The following is a 17,333-nucleotide window of genomic DNA, read 5'->3' as shown; positions in this document are numbered from 1 at the left end:
CTTGGACGGGTGCCAGAACTGCCCGAAGTCGAAGCGCTCGCCGCCTTCCTGCGCGAGCGTGCGGTGGGCCACACCGTGAGCAGGATCGAAGTCTCGGCGATCAGCGCCCTGAAGACGTTCGATCCACCGGTGAGCGCGGCGACCGGACGGACGGTCACCGACGCCGGCCGGCGGGGCAAGTTCCTGGAGATCAGTCTGGGCGACGATCTCATGCTGGTGACACATCTGGCCCGAGCGGGCTGGCTGCACTACCGGGAGACCTTCACCTCGGCCACTCCACTCAAGCCCGGCAAGGGCCCCATCGCCTTGCGCGTACGCCTCGACGACGGGTCCGGCTTCGACCTGACCGAGGCGGGCACGCAGAAGAAGCTGGCCGTCTACCTCGTCCGCGACCCCCAAACGATCCCGCAGATCGCCTCGCTTGGCCCGGAGCCGCTCGGGCTCTCGCTCGAGGAGTTCGCCGGGCTGGTCCGCAAGCAGTCCGGGCAGATCAAAGGCGTCCTGCGGAACCAGCAGATCATCGCCGGGGTCGGCAACGCGTACTCGGACGAGATCCTGCACGCCGCCCGGCTTTCGCCGTACGCGCTCACCGGGAAGCTGACCGACGAGCAGATCAAGTCGCTCTACGACGCGATGCTCGACACCCTCACCGACGCGGTGAACCGGTCGGTCGGGCAGAAGGCGGCCACCTTGAAGGGCGAGAAGAAGGGCGGATTGCGGGTCCACGGGCGTACCGGGCAGCCCTGCCCGATCTGCGGAGACACCGTCCGGGAAGTCTCTTTCGCCGACTCCAGCCTGCAGTATTGCCCGACCTGTCAGACCGGCGGAAAGCCCCTCGCGGACCGCCGGCTGTCCAAACTCTTGAGGTGACGTGCGGAGAACTCAGAGTCACTGCATGATCAGCCCTCTTCCGCACCCGTCAAACGTCGGTATAGTGACTCGGGCTTCCTCCCCACTACATGTGAGCCCTGTCTCGGTGGTGGGAATGGAAGACTGGCGAACGTGGCACGGGAGGACCCGGGTGAGGTGACGACGAGTCTCAAGAAGCCTCCAGAGGTCGCGGGACGCACCGAGTCGGAGCCCACGCAAGAGCTTCCGACGGTTCCGGCTGCCGGAGAGTCCACAGGTCAACCCGCCGACGGCGGGCCGAGAACCGGCGCCGGTCGCCGGGCCGCCGCGGTGAACGGCGCTCGGAAGAAATACAACGGCGTCACGCGCTCGGTCTGGATGCGCACGCGTCCGCGGCTCGCCCGATGGCATCGGCCCTACATCATGGTGCTGATCGTCCTCGATTACGCCGCCGCCGTGCTCGGCAGCTACACCGCCGTCACCTGGTGGGAGACGCGGGCGAGCACCGGCCTCAACGTCCCGTTCTTCGCCGAGATCGCCTACGTGGCGTTGCCGGTCTGCTGGCTCATTTTGCTCTGGGGCAACGGGGCCTACGACCGTCGCCGGCTCGGCATCGGGGCGGACGAGTTCAAACGTGTCGTTCGTGCGGGCGTGGCCGTGCTGGCCACCGTCTCGGTCGCCGCCTTCGGTTTCCGTGTGCTGCTGTCCCGGTGGTCCGTGCTGACCGCCGTCCTCGGCGCCCTGGTCTACATGCTGATCCTGCGCGGACTGGCCCGGCGGGCGCTGCACTCCGTTCGGCGGCGCATCCGGCACGCCAACCACCGCACGCTGCTGGTCGGCACCCTGCAGGAGACGCTCTACGTCTACAAGATCGTCACGCGTAGCCCGGCCGCCGGGCTGCAGCCGGTGGCGATACACCTCACCGACGGCGTTTCCGCCGCCCGCCGGGCCCAGGTCCCGATCCCGGTCTACACGAACCGCAACATCATCGGGCTCGTCCACGAGGTCGGCGCGGACACCATCGCCATCTGCGGTTCGGCCAACTCCGAGCCCGGCAAGCTGCGTGAGCTGGCCTGGGAGCTGGAGGGTTCCGGCGTCGACCTGGTCGTCGCGCCGCAGATCACCGACATCGCCGGTCCCCGCGTGCACATCCGGCCGATCGAGGGTCTGCCGCTGTTGCACGTCGAGGAGCCGACGCTGTCCGGCGTCTCGCTCCTGGCGAAGAACGCGATGGACCGGATCTGCGCCATCCTCGGCGTCATCGCGCTCCTGCCGATCTTCGCGATCATCGCGCTGGCCATCAAGATCACCGACCCCGGTCCGGTGTTCTTCCGGCAGAAGCGGATCGGCCACGAGGGCCGCACGTTCCGGGTCTGGAAGTTCCGGACCATGTACACCGACGCCGAGGAGCGCCTGGCGACTCTGGTCGACCTCAACGAGAGCGACGGCCTGCTCTTCAAGATGAAGGACGACCCCCGGGTCACCCCGATCGGGCGGTTCCTGCGGGCCTCCTCGCTCGACGAGCTGCCCCAGCTCATCAACGTCATCCTCGGCGAGATGTCCCTGGTCGGGCCGCGTCCGCTGCCCGCCGGCGACGACGACTTCGAGGGCCCGGCCCGCCGCCGTCTGCTCGTGCGGCCCGGCATGACCGGCCTCTGGCAGGTCTCCGGCCGCTCCGACACGACGTGGGAGGAGGCGGTGCGGCTGGATCTCTACTACGTGGACAACTGGTCGCTCGCCTACGACCTGGCCATCCTGTGGCGGACGGTCGGCGTGGTGTTCGCCCGCAAGGGCGCGTACTAGCTCCGCGGCGCGCATGCCCACCGCTCTCGCCGCGCTCGCGCTCGTCCTGGCGTTGGCGCTCGCGGTGGGCGCGGTGGTCCGGCTCCGTCGCCGTCCGCGCATCGCCACCGCGGCCCAGCGCGCCACCTATCAGGTGCTCCACTCGGCGGGCCTGGCCGCGGAGCCGCTGCGGGCCGGTCTCACTCCGGCCTCCGCGACCCGGGCGGTACGCCATCTCCGTCCCCTGATCGGGTCGGCCGGTCTCGGCCTCTACGAGGACGGTACGCAACTCGCGTTGGACGGCCTCGGTGGCCACCACTCGGAACAGCTCGTGGCGGCGGCGAGCGCCGGGATCCGCTCCGGGCGTACCGCTGTCCTGACGATCGAGGAGCTGCCGTGCGAGCGGATCGACTGCCCGGTCCGGGGCGCGGTCATCGTGCCGTTGACCGGGGACGGCGTCACCGCCCGAGCGGCGTTGGCCGCCGTGACCTCGGATCGCCCGGCTCCCGGTCTGGTCCAGGCGTCCCTGGAGACCGGTCGCTGGGTGTCGGCCCAGTTGGCGCTGGCCGAGCTGGACCGGTCCCGCGCCCGCCTCGCCCGCGCCGAGGTACGCGCCCTCCGTGCCCAGATCAGCCCGCACTTCATCTACAACGCGCTGACCGCGATCGCCTCGTTCGTGCGTACCGACCCGGACCGGGCGCGGGAGCTGCTCGAAGAGTTCGCCGAGTTCACCCGGTACTCGTTCCGGGCGCACGGCGAGTTCACGACGCTGGCCGAGGAGCTGCGGTCGATCGACCGCTATCTGACGATCGAACGCGCCCGGTTCGGCGACCGTCTCCAGGTACGCCTGCGGATCGCGCCCGAGGTGCTGCCCGTGACGCTGCCGTTCCTGTGCTTGCAACCGCTCGTCGAGAACGCCGTACGCCACGGGCTGTCCCGCAAACCCGGGGTGGGTAGTCTGCGGATCGAGGCCGAGGACGCGGGCTCGGAATGCCACATCACGGTGGAGGACGACGGTGTCGGGATGGATCCGGCCATCCTGGCGAGGCGCCCCGGAGGCGGTGACCACTTGACCGAGGACGACGAGGCCGGCCAGCACGTCGGCCTGGCCAACGTGGACGAACGACTCCGGTCGGTGTTCGGCGACCGGTTCGGGCTGATCGTGGAGACCGCACTGGGCGCGGGGACGAAGGTCAGTCTCCGGATCCCGAAGTTCCACCCCGGAGTGTCCGCGTGAGTACGCCCGACGTTCCGGCCTTCTTGCGCGTCCTGGCGGTCGACGACGAGCCGCCCGCCCTGGACGAGCTGGCCTATCTGCTGCGAGCCGATCCGCGCATCGCCCGGCTGCACACCGCCGCCGACGCGACCGACGCCCTGCGCATCCTGCGGGATCACGAGGTCGACGCGGTCTTCCTCGACATCCGGATGCCCGGCCTGGACGGGTTGGAGCTGGCCCGCGTCCTGCGGCGGTTCGCCCGGCCGCCCGCCGTCGTCTTCGTGACCGCGTACGACGACGCGGCGGTGGACGCCTTCGACCTCGGCGTCGTGGACTACGTCCGCAAGCCGATCCGGGCCGACCGGCTCGCCGAGTCCGTCCGGCGGGTCGTCGCCCGGCTCGTCCTCCCGGTCGCCCCGCCGGTCCCGGCGGGCGAGGACGTGTCGATCCCGGTGGAGCTGGCCGGGGTCACGAAGATGCTGCCCCGCTCGGCGGTCCGCTGGGTGGAGGCACAGGGCGACTACGCCCGGCTGCATACGGCGGGCGGCTCCCATCTCGTCCGCGTACCGCTGGCGACGCTGGCCGAGCGCTGGGCTGACGCAGGCTTCGTGCGTATCCACCGTTCGTACCTGGTGCAGATCAGACTTATAGGTGAACTACGGCTGACCAACACCGGCTACGTCGTCGTCGTCGACGGCGCTGAGCTGCCCGTCAGCCGTCGGCATACCCGCGAGCTGAAAGACCGTCTCGTCCGCGCCGCCAAGCAGGGCTGGCAACGCGGGGCCCCCGCCTGAGCCTCCTTCCAGTTACAGTCCAGTCCGCTGTGACGGACCCGCTGGTCTGACAGGAGAAGCCGGATGTCTGAGACGCCTGAACAGCCCCTGCCGCCGGAAGAGGCGACGCCGTCCACACCGGAGGCGGCAGAAGCCTCGCCCGCGGTCCCAGCGGAGGCGGAACCGCCCGCGCCACCGGCGAAGCGGACCCGGCCGGCGAAGAAGGCGGCAGCAGGCGCCGATCCGGCCGCGGCCCCGGCGGCGAAGAAGGCCGCCCCGGCCAAGAAGGCCACGCCCGCCAAGAAGGCAGCACCGGCCAAGGCCACGCCTGCGAAGAAGGCGGCGCCCGCGAAGAAGGCCGTGACGGCACAGGCGGCCGAGCCGGCTGGGACCGCGGAGCCGGCGGCGACTCCGGTCGGCGCGACAGCGCTGACCGTCGAGCCGGCACCGAACGTGGTTCCCACGCAACCCGCGGCGCAACCACCATCCGCGCAGCCGATGCCCCAGCCGACTCCGCAGTCGGCCGGGCAGCCGGTGTTCGCGGTGCCGCCCCAGGCTCCGCCGCCCGGGGCGCCGCAGCCCATGCCGCCATATCCGCCGCCCCCGACGGGCTACTGGACGAACCAACCCGGGTACGCCCCACGCAAGCCGCCGCCACCGAGCTTCACGCAGACCCGGTGGCCGGGGCCGCGGCGTCCCGCCCCCGCCCTGGCACTGCTGGGCATCCTCCTCGGCGGACTCGGCTTCGCCCTGGCCCTGCCGCTGAGCAAGCCGGGCATCGGCTGGCCGATCGCCGGTCTCGCCGCAGCCCTCGGCGTCGGGTACGCCGCCTGGCGCAGTGACGCCGAGGTCAGCCGCAACGATCGGATCATGCGCCTGGTCTGGGGGCTGGCCGCGTTGGCGCTGCTGACGATGAGCGCCATCCGAGCGTCGGGACTTCTCACCTTCTACTTCGTCATCGGTGCGCTCGCCTGCGCTTCGCTGGCCGCGGCGGGCGGCAAGTCGGTACGGGCCATGCTGTTCGGCGTGGTCGCCGCGCCGATCGCCGGATTCCGCAGCATCCCCTGGGTGGCGCAGAGCCTGGCCGGGATGGCGGCGCGCCGGGCGGAACGACGCCGCGCGGCCGGGCAGGACGGGGACGCCTCCGCCGCCGCCGCCCGGTCCCGACGCAACGCCAACGTCGTGTTGTCGCTGGTCATCACGCTGGTACTCCTGTTGATCTTCGGGGCGCTGTTCGCCTCGGCCGACGCCGTCTTCGCCCACTACCTCGAGGCGTTCTTCAACCGGATCGGCAAGGTCATCCCGCACTGGGACGCCGGCAACATGATCCTGCGCATCTTCCTGCTGTGCGTGGGCCTGCTGCTCGCGGCGGGCGGAGTGTTCCTCGCCAGCAACCCACCGGACCTGCGGGGCATGGAGAGCCCGGGCCGCCCGCGGTTCGGCCGCGACCTGCTGGCCCTGCCGCTGGCCGCGCTCGCCCTGCTTTTCGTCGGCTTCGTCGCCGTGCAGTTCACGGCGTTGTTCGGCGGGAACACCTACGTCCTGGAGCACTCGCAGATCACCTACGCCAAGTACGCCGTCGCCGGCTTCCGGCAGCTGGTGGTGGTCTCGCTGCTGACCCTGATGATCGTGGCGGCCGCCGCCCGCTGGGGGCACAAGGAGCAGCGCCGCGAACGGCTGACCTTGCAGATCCTGCTCGGGACGCTGTGCGTACTGAGCATCGTCATCGTGGTCTCCGCCCTGACCCGGCTCCAGCTCTACGTCGACACGTACGGGCTGACCCGGGAACGCTTCGCCGTCGCGATGCTGGAGATCTTCCTCGGCATCAGCTTCCTGCTGGTCCTGCTGGCCGGCTGGAAGATGAAGGCGCCGTGGCTGTCCCGGGCCGTCCTCGGGATCTGGGTCGTCATGCTGCTCGCCGCAGCCGCGCTCAACCCCGAGCACTACATCGCCCAGCACAACATCGACCGGTACCAGGCGGGCGAGAAGATCGACCTCTGGTACCTGGGCGCGATGTCGGCCGACGCCGTGCCCGCCCTGGTCGACCTGCCGGAGAACGCCCGCAACTGCGTCCTCGGCGACATCGACCGGGAGCTGAGCGAGGACCAGGATGACTGGTACGAGTGGAACTGGAGCCGGGCCGAGGCCCGGCGCATTCTGGCCGAGCGGTTCCCGACCGGGTTCGGCCCGTGCCAGGGCCGCCGGGGGTACGACTACCAGCGCTGAGGGGGATGGCGGTGTCGTGCCTCGTCGATAGACTCCCGGCATGACACCGCCCCCCGACGGCTCGGAGTCCGCTGCTCAGCGGACTGACGACGCGCCGGGGCCGGTCCGCACTCGGGTGGTGCTCGCGGAGATCGCCACCCCCCGGCGCGGTGGCGATCCGGCCGATCCGGCGGCCGTCCAGGACGTCCTGCTCCGGGGTCTCGTCCGGGCACAGCTCGCGCTCGCCCTCCGGCTCGCCGTCGTCGTGCTCGTCGGGCTCGGCACGCTGCCGCTGCTGTTCAGTCTGGCGCCCAGCTTCGGCGAGGTTCGGATCGCCGGATTCCGGCTGCCGTGGCTGCTGCTCGGCTTTCTCGCGTACCCCTTCCTGATCGCGGTGGGCGTGGCCTTCGTGCGCCTGGCGGACCGCAACGAGACCGACTACGCCGCGCTGCACCGCGACGCCGGCGGTGATCGGCGGTGAGCAACCCCTACCTGATCCCCGCGATCGGCGTGGTGACGCTCGCGACGCTGGGCATCGGGGCCTACGGTCTGCGGCTGGCCCGCACGACCAGCGACTTCTTGGTGGCCTCCCGGGTCATCAGCCCGACCTGGAACGCGGCCGCGATCGGCGGGGAGTACCTGAGCGCGGCGAGTTTCCTCGGCGTCGCCGGGCTGATCCTGCGCTACGGCGTGGACATGCTCTGGTATCCCGTCGGTTTCGCCGCGGGATATCTGGCGCTGCTGCTGTTCGTCGCCGCGCCGCTACGCCGCTCGGGCGCGTTCACCCTGCCCGACTTCTGCGAGCTTCGGCTCGGTTCGCGGCGGCTGCGCAAGCTGGCCACCGGATTCGTCGTCTTCATCGGCTGGCTCTACCTCGTGCCGCAGTTCCAGGGCGCCGGGCTGACCCTGGCGACCGTGACGGGTTCGCCCTATTGGGCGGGATCGGTGTTGGTCGCGGGCGTGGTGACGGCCAATGTGGCGTTCGGCGGGATGCGCGCCATCACCTTCGTCCAGGCCTTCCAGTACTGGCTGAAGCTGACCGCGCTCGCGGTGCCGGCGATCTTCCTCGTGCTGCACTGGCGCTCGACGGGGCAGCCGGAAGTCCCCGCACCGTTGGCCTGGCTGCTGCCGAGCGAGGGTGGCGAACGCGGTCTGTTCAGCACCTATTCGCTGATGCTGGCGACCTTCCTCGGCACGATGGGCCTCCCCCACGTCCTCGTACGCTTCTACACCAACCCCGACGGTGCGGCCGCTCGGCGTACGACCCTGGTGGTGCTGGGTCTCGTCGGGGCGTTCTACCTCTTCCCCACGCTCTACGGAGTCCTCGGGCGCATCTGGACACCCGAGTTGGCCTCCGGCCGAAGCGACGCCGTCGTGCTGCTGCTGCCGGAACGAGCGCTCGGGTCCGGCGTACTGGGGCAGCTGCTCGGCGCGCTGGTGGCGGCCGGGGCGTTCGCCGCTTTCCTCTCGACCGCGTCGGGGCTGCTCACCGCGGTCGCCGGCGTGCTCGCGACCGATGTGTTCGGGCGGGGTTCGGTCCGCGCTTTCCGGGTCGCCGCCGTTAGCGGTGGCGCGATTCCGCTGCTGCTCGCCCTGAACGTCACCGGCCTGAACGTGTCCCAAGTCGTCGGGCTGGCCTTCGCGGTCGCCGCGTCGAGCTTCTGCCCGCTGCTCGTGCTCGGCACCTGGTGGCGAGGTCTGACCGACCTCGGCGCAGCGGCCGGCGTCCTGGCCGGCGGCGGGGCGGCCGCGGCCTCGGTCCTCGTCACCGTGTTCGGTCCCGAGATGCCGGGCACACTCGGCGAACTCATCGCACAGCCGGCGGCGTGGACGGTGCCACTCGCCTTCGCCGTGATGGTGGCGGTCTCGTTCGCCACCCAGCATCGGGTGCCCGCCGACATTCGGCAGATCATGTTCCGGCTGCACGCGCCGGAAGCGCTCCGCGTCGTCTCCTGACGTCCCGCGCTCCGTCGGGTGCGGCAGCATTCAGCGCTGGATCAGGGATCCGGGTCGAATCTTGCGCCAAGATTCGACCGAGGTCCCTGATCCAGCCGGAATAAAACGGGCGAGCGGGCGCGGGCGAAGGCGGGCCGGCGCAACTGGCTCGCGGGGAACGGGCGGTAGAACCTTAAGCTCAGTGCGTGACAGCACTAGCCCTGCATGGCCTCGTGAAGCGGTTCGACCAGAAGGTCGCCGTCGCCGGCGTCGACCTCGACGTCCCGACCGGCAGCTTCTTCGGGCTGCTCGGCCCGAACGGCGCGGGCAAGACGACGACGCTGAGCATGGCGGTCGGGCTGCTGCGTCCTGATCAGGGCACGGCTGTGGTCCTCGGGCACGACGTCTGGGCGGATCCCGTCCAGGCCAAGGCGCTGCTCGGGGTCATGCCGGACGGCGTACGCCTCTTCGACCGCCTGGACGGGGCGGAGCTCCTCGCGTACACAGGGATGTTGCGCGGCATGGAGCGCGCGATCGTGGACCAGCGCGCGAAGGAGTTGCTGGACGTGCTGGCCTTGGCCGACGCGGGCCGGACGCTGGTCGTCGACTACTCCGCGGGGATGAAGAAGAAGATCGCCCTGGCCTGCGCGTTGTTGCACGCGCCCCGGCTGCTGGTGCTGGACGAGCCCTTCGAGGCGGTCGACCCGGTGAGCGGCTCGTTGATCCGCGACATCCTCCAGCGATACGTCCAAGGTGGCGGGACGGTGATCTTCTCCAGCCACGTCATGGAAGTCGTCGAGCGGCTCTGCAGCCACGTCGCGATCATGGCGGAGGGGCGCATCCGCACCGTCGGCACGCTGGAACAGGTGACCGGCGGGCGGGATCTCGAAGAGGTGTTCGTCGAGGTGGTCGGCGGGCGGACCGCGACCGGCGAGGAACTCCAGTGGCTGTGAGTCTCTTCGCCCGGCTCAAACTCCGGGTGCTGCGCAACGGATTCCGCGGTAAGCCCGCGCGGATCGCGATGTTCGTGCTGTCGCTGTTCTTCGGCGTCTGGTTCGGCGGCGGTGGCTGCCTCGCCCTGATCGCCTCGATGCAACCGGCCTACCCCGAGCTGACGGCGTTGGTCCCGGTGTTCGCCGGGGCGCTGCTCGTGATCGGCTGGCTGTTCGGCCCGCTGCTCTGGTTCGGCGTCGACGAAACCCTCACCCCCGCCAAGTTCGCCCTGCTTCCGATCCCCCGGCGCACGCTGATCACCGGTCTGCTCACGGCCGCGCTGCTCGGCGTCCCGGTCGCGGCCACCCTGGTCGCGACCTCCGGGCTGGTGATCGGGACGGCCCTCGGCCACGGGGCGGTCGCGGCGGTGGTGAGCGCGCTCGGCGTGGTGGTCGGCCTGCTGATGTGCGTGGCGCTCTCGCGGGCGGTCACCAGCGCGTTCGCGAACCTGCTGGGTTCCCGCCGGGTACGCGACCTGGCCGCGATCGGCCTCGCGCTGCTGGCCGCGTTGCTCGGGCCGGCGCAGATCTTCGGCATCTCAGCGCTCTCCCGGGCCGACTTCTCCCAGCTGAAGGGCTTCGCCGAGATTCTCGGCTGGACCCCGCTGGCCGCACCCTGGTCGGCCTCGGTCTCCGCCGCCCAGGGCGACTACCTGGCGGGACTGGCGAAGGTGGGGATCGGCGCGGCCACCACGGCTCTGCTGTTGTGGTGGTGGTCGGCGACCATCGAACGGGCCATGCTGGGCGCGACCGACGCCTCCGGTCCAAGGCGCACTGCCGGCTCCGGCTCACCCGTGACCAGGCTTTTCGGCCGGTTGCGATGGCTTCCGGCGACGGCCGGGGGAGCCATGGTGGTACGCGAGGCACGCTACTGGTGGCGAGACACCCGTCGCCGGGCGAACCTGATCACCTTCGCCGTCCTGGGCGTCTTCCTGCCGGTGCTGTTCAACCTCGGCGGCCCGTCGGGACTACTGGGCGAAGACGTGGACATCGAACCCCTACCGGACAATCCGGCGATCCGCACCGGAGCGATGGTGTTCGTGGGCGTACTGGCCGCGGTCGCGGTCGCCAACCAGTTCGGCTTCGACGGCACGGCGTACGCGCTGCACCTGGCGACCGGCGTACCGGGGCGACGGGAGATCCTCAGCCGCGTCCTGGGGTACTCGCTCTACATCGTCCCGTTGATCGTGGTCATCTCGGTGCTGGTCACCGTGCTCGGGGGCAATGCCGCCGAGATCCCGTTGCGGATCGGGACCCTGCTCGGCGCGTACGGGGTCAGCCTGGCGGCGTGCGTGATCGTGAGCGTCTTCGGCCCGTACGCCCTCCCGGAGACGTCGAACCCGTTCGCGGTGAACACCGGCGGCGGCCTGACCAAGAGCCTGCTCGCCCTGGTCGCCATGGTCGGCTCGGTCGCGTTGTCCTCGCCGCTGATCCTGGCGGCTGCACTGACCGGCGATCTGTGGACCTGGCTGGCCCTGCCCGTCGGCGTCGCGTACGGGGTGGGCGCGGTCTGGCTGGGCGTGATCATCGGAGGTGACGCGGTCGACCGTCGCGGCCCTGAGCTGCTCGCAGCCATCACACCACGCGGCTGACCTGCGGTTTTCTCGTTCTGTCCGGTTTTGGCACCCAACTCTGGCGACTAGGTCGGCCCATGGCCCGGGTTCCCGTCCGCGCTGCGGACCGGTACGGTACGACCGGTACGTGAAGGAGGCGCGCGAATGACGTCCGAGTTCCCCGACCGCGCGGGCGACGCCGGGTCGGACCGCTACGGCGTGTTCGGCACACCGCCGGCCGCCGAGGACTTCCCGGACTTCGCTCCCGGGCAGCCCAACGAGGCGGCACCAGCCTCGCCGTTCCCGATGTTCGGCGCGGACGAGGCGGCACCGCCCGCCGCGAACGGCGCATACGGCGGCTCGGCTCCGGCGCGCGCGTTCGGCGGCTTCCCGCCCGACGGCGGTGCGGCGGCTCATGACGCCCAGCCCGCATACGACGCTCCGCCGCCGGCACCCGCTTACGACGCTCCCCCGCCGCCTCCGGCGGCTTCTTACGAGCCGTCGACGCCGTCCTACGACTCGCCCGCGCAGTCGTACAGCCCGCCGGCGCAGTCCTACGATTCACCGGCGTCGTCCTACGACCCGCCCGCGCAGTCGTACAGCCCGCCGGCGCAGTCCTACGACTCGCCCGCGTCGTCCTACGACCCGCCCGGGTCCTCGTACGACCCGCCGCCTGCGCAGAACTCGTCGTTCGCCCCGCTTCCGGGCGAATCGGTGTACGTTCCGCCGCCGGCAGTCGTTCCGCTGCCCAACCCGGCCGAGCCGGCCCCGGACGCCTGGAGTGCGGCCACCCGCTCGGAGGACTCCCCGTCGTGGGCGCAGTCGTCGCCCCCGGCCTGGCAGTCCTTCGCGCCCAGTGGCCCGCCGCCGGTCGAGGAGCCGCCTGCGGCTGCTACGCCCGTCTCCACGGGCGGCGCTTCCTCGGCTGCACCGGAGGGGCGTACCGGGAGCTGGGCATTCGAGATCCCCGAGGCAAGTTCGACCGGCTGGTCGCCGTTCGGCGGCGAAGCGGCGCCCGAGCCCGCTTCCGAGCCGCGTGCGTACACGTCGGTCTTCGAGGAGCCGATCTCGCCGGCCGCACCGTCGTCCGGTGGCGGCGTCTACGGATCCGCTGCTCCCTCGCACGACGCGGCTCCTTCGTACGAACCCACGCCGTCGTATGACCCGGCGCCTTCGTATGAACCGTCGTCCTCATACGACCCGGCGCCTTCCTATGACCCGGCACCGTCGTACGCGGACCCGGAGCCGGCTCCGTCCTACAGCGACCCCGCGCCCGCGTACAACGGCTCGTCCTACAGCGAGCCCGTTTCCAGCGGAAGCGTCTACGGCTCGGCGGCTCCGCCCGCACCGGCTCCGGCGAACCCCGTCGAGTCCAGTGTGTACGGTGCACCGACGCCATCGCCCGAGGCGGCGCCGATCCCCGCACCGGCTGTCGCCCCGGCGACGGCTGCGGTGGCCGGAGCCGTCGCCGCCGGAGCAGTGGGAGCCGCCGCTGCCGGTGCCGCCGGCACGGTCGCGAAGGCCGCCGTCCCCGTGGCGAGCCGAATCGCTCCGCCGGCCGAGGCGGTTCCGCAGTCGCGCGGATCCGGCCGCGTCTACGGCTCGACTGCCGCGCAGCCGGTGAGCCCGGCGTCCGAACCACCGTCCAGCGTCCCCATGGCGCCACCGGCCCCGACCAGCCCGGCTCCGGCCTCCGGGACTTACGGCTCCCCGGCGGCCCAGGCCGCCCCGGCGCAGTACGGCGCACCCGCTGCCGCACCCGAGCCGGCCGCCCCGCAGATCCCGGCGCAGGCCGGTCCGCAGAGCCGCCCCGCACAGGCTTCGGCCCGGGCGTCGGTGTCGGTCGGCCGGATTTCGCCCGCTGAGGCGGGTGGCGTACCGCCGACCTCCGGGCAGCCCGGTGTCTACGGCGCGCCGACCCAGCCCACGGTGTACGGAAGCCCCACTCAGCCGACCGTTTACGGCTCGGGCGCGCAGACCGCCGCCCCGGCCCAGCCGCAGGCTCCGGCCGCACCCGTCCAGCCGCCGGTCAGCCCGGCTCCGGCCGGACGCGGGGCCGGGATGTCGGCGTACAGCGACCTGATGGGACCGGCGCAGACGACGTCCGCCCCGCCCGCCCAGCCGCAACAGCCCAGTACGCCGCCCCCCAACGCCTGGGGTGAGCAGCAGCCGGCGATCCCGCAGCAACGCCCGGCCGGCGTACCTCCACAGCAGCAGCCTTCGACGCCTACGCCACCGGATCAGAACCGGTTCGACAAGTTCAGCGCCGAACCGGAGCCCGCCCCGAGCAAGGGCGGCACGGCGAAGGTCCTCGTCATGGTGATCGCGGCCTGCGTACTGCTGATCGGCGTGGCCTTCGGCGTACTGTTCGCCGTCAACAAGCTGTTCGGCGGCGGCGGCGGCAGCAGCGACTCCTTGGCGGTCGGGCAGTGCGTCCAGCGCACCGGCAATTCCGCGTCGGTCGTGGACTGTGGCACCGCCGGGTCCGGCGCGTTCAAAATCGTCAAGAAGGTCGCCGACCAGAAGGACTGCCCGAACCCGCAGAACGACGCCCTGACCCAGGGTTCGGACATCTACTGCCTGGAGCCCGTCGCCTGACAGCGGCCGCCCACCATCCGTAAGGCGTGTGATCACCGACACGCCTTACGGAAACTCGCTGGCCGAGTGTCGTACCTGGCCGCCAGGATGAGGGCATGCTGCATGACCTGCTGCCCCATCGTGTCGAGGCTCGGCGCATCCTGCTGGCCACGATCTTCTCAGCGATCGGCCGCGGTCTGACGCTGCCCTTCATGTTCATCTATCTGACGAAGGTGCGGGACATCTCGGCGTTCACCGCCGGGCTCGTCATCGGGTGGATCGCCGTCTGCGCCCTGGTCATCGGCCCGATCGGCGGCTGGGCCGTCGACCGGTGGGGCGCCCGGCGGATCGTGGTCCCGATGCTGCTCGTCGAGGCGGCGGGCGTCTTCGGCATGGGCCTGGTGGACAACGTCGCGCTAGCCTTCACGGCGGCCACGCTGATCGGCCTCGGCGGCGGGATCATCTGGGCCGGCGTCAACGTCATCCTCTCCTCGGTCACCGAGGAGCACGAGCGGCAGAAGACGTTCGGTCTGAACTTCACCCTGCTCAACCTGGGCATCGGCGTCGGTTCGGTGATCGCCGGGTCGATCGTCGACATCGAGCGGCCCAGCACGTTCCAGCTGATCTACACGCTCGACGCCGTCGCGTACCTGATTCCGTTCCTGAACCTGCTGTTCATGCGCGGGGTCGGGCAACGGCTCGTCCAGCCGGCGGCGACCGGCGACCAGCCCGCCGCCCGGAAAGCGGGCTACCGGGAGGTCTTCTCGCATCGGGGCTTCCGGCGGTTGCTGGCCTTCAGCGTCGTCATGACGATCAGCGGATACGCCCAGATCGAGGTCGGCTTCACCGCGTTCGCCATCGACGTCGCGCACGTCAAGGAACGGGTCGTGGCCCTGGCGTTCACGGCGAACACCCTGGTCATCGTCTTGGCCCAGCTCATCGTCGTCCGCCTCATCCAGGGCCGCAGCCGCACGCGCATCCTCGCCCTCGTCGGCGTGATCATGGGCGCGTCCTGGCTCATCCTCGGCGTCGCCGGGGTCGTCGACGGGCGAAACGCCGTGATCTCCAGCATCGCCGTCATCGCCTGTGCGGCGGTCTTCGCCTTCGGCGAGACGCTCATCTCGCCGGTGAATCCGACGCTGATCAACGCGCTGGCCACCGACGAACTGCGCGGCCGCTTCAACGCCCTGGGCTCGATGGTGTGGAGCATCAGCGGCATCGTCGGCCCGGTGACCGCCGCTCCGCTCATCGCCGGCGGCCGCGCTGGGATCTGGGTGGCGTTGACGGTGGGCGGCTGCCTGATCGCCTCGCTGCTGGCTCTCTCGCTCCGCCGCCTGATCACGGCCGAGCAGGACGGCCGCGAACTGCCGTCGGCGGAGACGGTCAGCCGACCGCAGCCAATCGCCGCCTGATCCCAGAGCACCGGCTCTCGGGCCCACCGAACGGGCCTTCCTCCCCTACCATGCTGCGCAGGTCACAAATCAGTGATCGGCACACGGGGAGGACAAAGTGAAGATCTCGACCACCAGACGAAGGCTTTCCGTCTCCGTCCTTGCGACCGTGTCCGCCGTCGCCGGCTGGATGACGGCCACCGCCACGCCGGCGGCCGCCCACGCGTACAGCGATCGCGCGCCGCTCACCGCCTGGGTGTACACCGACTCCCGGGATGCGCACAGCGGCGTCGACGTGCGCGATGCCAATCTCGGCACCGCGCCGCTCGGTGCCTGGCGCGACGCCGAAGGCAAGCACCATCTCTCCCGTTCCTACGTCACCTTCGACCTGACCGCATACGCCGGCAAGAAGATTTCGGCGGCGAACCTGTTCTTCGAGGAGCGTTCGGTCGCCGACTGCTCGAAGCGTTCCATCGAAGTGTGGTCCACGACGGGCGGAGCCGCCACGTGGGCGAACCCGCCAGCCGAGGTCGCCCTGCTGGGCGCCGACCGGGCGGGCGACGGACTCTGCCCGCGAATCATCGCCACGCCGGCCACCGACCTGGTACGCGAAGCCGTCCAGGCCGGGCTGCACAGCGTGTCGTTCGAGATCCGGGTCGGTGCTGACGTCGAAGGTGACGCGGAGTACGGCCGGGCCATTCTGAACAGCGGCAACAGCATCGTCTTGTCGGTCGCATCGAACACTCCGCCCACGGTCGACTCGGCCAAACTGTTCAACCGTGGGCGGCCCTGTGCGTCCACGGCGCCGGGGAACCCCGTTTCGGCCGGCTCCATCGGTTTGTCCGCCATGTTCGCCGACGCCGACAGCCACGACACGGACAACTTGACCGCGGAATGGGCGATCTGGCCTACGGACCAGCCCGACCTGCGGAGGGTGTTCACCGAACGGGCCCGCAACGGCTACCAGTCGAGCATCTTCGCTCCGGCCTCGCTGTTCACGTCGGGCCGAAGCTATGCCTGGCAGGCGCGGGTGTCGGACGGTTCTGACTTCTCCGACTGGTCCACCACTTGCTACTTCACCCCGGACGGCGAAAGTCCGGCAGCCGAGCCGGTCGTCACGAGCGCGGACTTCCCGGAGTCGGTGTGGGTGCCGGGTGGAACGCCCGGCACCGTCACGTTCTCCGCGAACGGGGTCGCGGACGTGGTGGGTTTCCAGTACGACTGGACGGGCTCGTTCGGCGTACCGGTCGGGCAGGTGGACGAGCACGGTACGCCCATCTGGCGTGACCCGTTCGACCTGCCCGGATACCTGCGGGCCGACGCACCCGGCGGAATCGCCACGCTGACGTTGTCCCCGCCGGGGAACGTCAACGTCCTGCACGTACGCAGCATCGACGGGGCTGGGAACGTCGGCCCGGAGGCCAGGTACACGATCCTCGTGGCGGACACTGCACCCCGCCTGACGGTCAACGGGGCGGAGAGTCCGTCCGGCGTCTACGAGGTCGACTACGGCAGCCGGTTGACGGTGCGGTTCACTCCGCACCCGGGCATCTCGCCGATCGTCGAGTACACCTATCGCTTGGACGATCGTGAGTGGACGGTGACGCCCGGACCGGACGGCACCGCTGAGGTCACGATCATCGCGGAGGGATCGGACGTCGCGGAGCTCGCCGTACGCGGCCGCAGCGCCAACGGCTGGGTGAGCCCGGAATACAAGGTCTTCCTCTTGCTGCTGACCGGGCCAAAGGTGACCGCCACCGTGAACGGAGTCGGCGAGGAGGCGGTGTTCGTCCTCACGCCTCGGCTTCCGGGGACGGCCGCCTACACCTACCAGTTCGACTATGGCGAGTACGCGACGGTCACCGCCGGACAAGACGGAACGGCCACGGTGACCTGGACGCCGACTTCAGCCGGATCCCACGTCCTGACGGTGTGGGCGGTCGACGCCTACGGCTCCTGGCTCACGTACACCGACTACACGTTCGACGTCGCGTAGGCGCCCCGCCCGCCGAGAGATCAGCGCTGGATCAGGGTTCGCGGTCGAATCATCGTGCAAGATT

General features: G+C 70.8%; 12 protein-coding genes. All 12 read left to right on the top strand.

From position 1 onward, the window contains the following. Positions 1-9 precede the first annotated feature (9 nt). The 12 genes from AB0H43_RS01670 (at position 10) to AB0H43_RS01615 (ending at position 17,269) form a co-directional block, all read left to right on the top strand. On the top strand, positions 10-870 hold the full coding sequence (locus tag AB0H43_RS01670) for a DNA-formamidopyrimidine glycosylase family protein (protein WP_359994825.1): 861 nt from the start codon (positions 10-12) through the stop codon (positions 868-870). A gap of 309 nt (positions 871-1,179) precedes the next feature. Continuing rightward, on the top strand, positions 1,180-2,652 hold the full coding sequence (locus AB0H43_RS01665; protein ID WP_359995738.1) for a sugar transferase: 1,473 nt from the start codon (positions 1,180-1,182) through the stop codon (positions 2,650-2,652). Positions 2,653-2,665: 13 nt separating this feature from the next. Beyond that, entirely contained in the window at positions 2,666-3,868 is a 1,203-nt protein-coding gene (locus AB0H43_RS01660; protein WP_359994822.1) for a histidine kinase, read from the top strand. Next, positions 3,865-4,641 (top strand): LytTR family DNA-binding domain-containing protein, encoded by a 777-nt coding sequence (locus AB0H43_RS01655; RefSeq protein WP_359994820.1) that lies wholly within the window; start codon positions 3,865-3,867, stop codon positions 4,639-4,641. The genes AB0H43_RS01660 and AB0H43_RS01655 overlap by 4 nt, the downstream gene beginning before the upstream one ends. Before the next feature lie 63 nt (positions 4,642-4,704). Then, positions 4,705-6,846, top strand: a complete 2,142-nt coding sequence (locus tag AB0H43_RS01650) for a DUF4153 domain-containing protein (RefSeq protein ID WP_359994817.1) — start codon at positions 4,705-4,707, stop codon at positions 6,844-6,846. A gap of 40 nt (positions 6,847-6,886) precedes the next feature. Beyond that, the gene (locus AB0H43_RS01645; protein WP_359994814.1) at positions 6,887-7,306 is read left to right on the top strand and encodes a hypothetical protein; all 420 of its coding nucleotides are present in this window, start codon (positions 6,887-6,889) and stop codon (positions 7,304-7,306) included. Beyond that, entirely contained in the window at positions 7,303-8,781 is a 1,479-nt protein-coding gene (locus tag AB0H43_RS01640) for a cation acetate symporter (protein ID WP_359994811.1), read from the top strand. Before AB0H43_RS01645 ends, AB0H43_RS01640 begins: the two co-directional genes overlap by 4 nt. A 185-nt stretch (positions 8,782-8,966) precedes the next feature. Next, entirely contained in the window at positions 8,967-9,713 is a 747-nt protein-coding gene (locus AB0H43_RS01635; protein WP_359994808.1) for an ABC transporter ATP-binding protein, read from the top strand. Continuing rightward, positions 9,704-11,344, top strand: coding sequence for an ABC transporter permease (locus AB0H43_RS01630; RefSeq protein WP_359994805.1), 1,641 nt, complete (start codon positions 9,704-9,706; stop codon positions 11,342-11,344). Before AB0H43_RS01635 ends, AB0H43_RS01630 begins: the two co-directional genes overlap by 10 nt. 126 nt (positions 11,345-11,470) lie before the next feature. Beyond that, on the top strand, positions 11,471-13,903 hold the full coding sequence (locus AB0H43_RS01625) for a hypothetical protein (protein WP_359994802.1): 2,433 nt from the start codon (positions 11,471-11,473) through the stop codon (positions 13,901-13,903). 95 nt (positions 13,904-13,998) lie between these two features. Continuing rightward, complete coding sequence (locus AB0H43_RS01620; RefSeq protein ID WP_359994799.1) at positions 13,999-15,294, top strand: MFS transporter; 1,296 nt, start codon at positions 13,999-14,001, stop codon at positions 15,292-15,294. Between the two features lie 97 nt (positions 15,295-15,391). Continuing rightward, a complete protein-coding gene (locus AB0H43_RS01615; RefSeq protein ID WP_359994796.1) occupies positions 15,392-17,269 on the top strand; it encodes a hypothetical protein in 1,878 nt (625 codons plus the stop codon). The last annotated feature ends 64 nt before the right edge of the window (positions 17,270-17,333 follow it).

The sequence above is a fragment of the Hamadaea sp. NPDC050747 genome (genome assembly GCF_040654195.1).
Classification (GTDB): Bacteria; Actinomycetota; Actinomycetes; order Mycobacteriales; family Micromonosporaceae; genus Hamadaea.
Note: the sequence above shows the minus strand (reverse complement) of the source record. Positions and strands in the feature narration are given on the sequence as shown.

Coding starts and splice junctions, on each gene's coding strand:
- AB0H43_RS01625 (WP_359994802.1), top strand. CDS start 11,471: ATGACGTCCGAGTTCCCCGACCGCGCGGGCGACGCCGGGTCGGACCGC.
- AB0H43_RS01645 (WP_359994814.1), top strand. CDS start 6,887: ATGACACCGCCCCCCGACGGCTCGGAGTCCGCTGCTCAGCGGACTGAC.
- AB0H43_RS01620 (WP_359994799.1), top strand. CDS start 13,999: ATGCTGCATGACCTGCTGCCCCATCGTGTCGAGGCTCGGCGCATCCTG.
- AB0H43_RS01660 (WP_359994822.1), top strand. CDS start 2,666: ATGCCCACCGCTCTCGCCGCGCTCGCGCTCGTCCTGGCGTTGGCGCTC.
- AB0H43_RS01650 (WP_359994817.1), top strand. CDS start 4,705: ATGTCTGAGACGCCTGAACAGCCCCTGCCGCCGGAAGAGGCGACGCCG.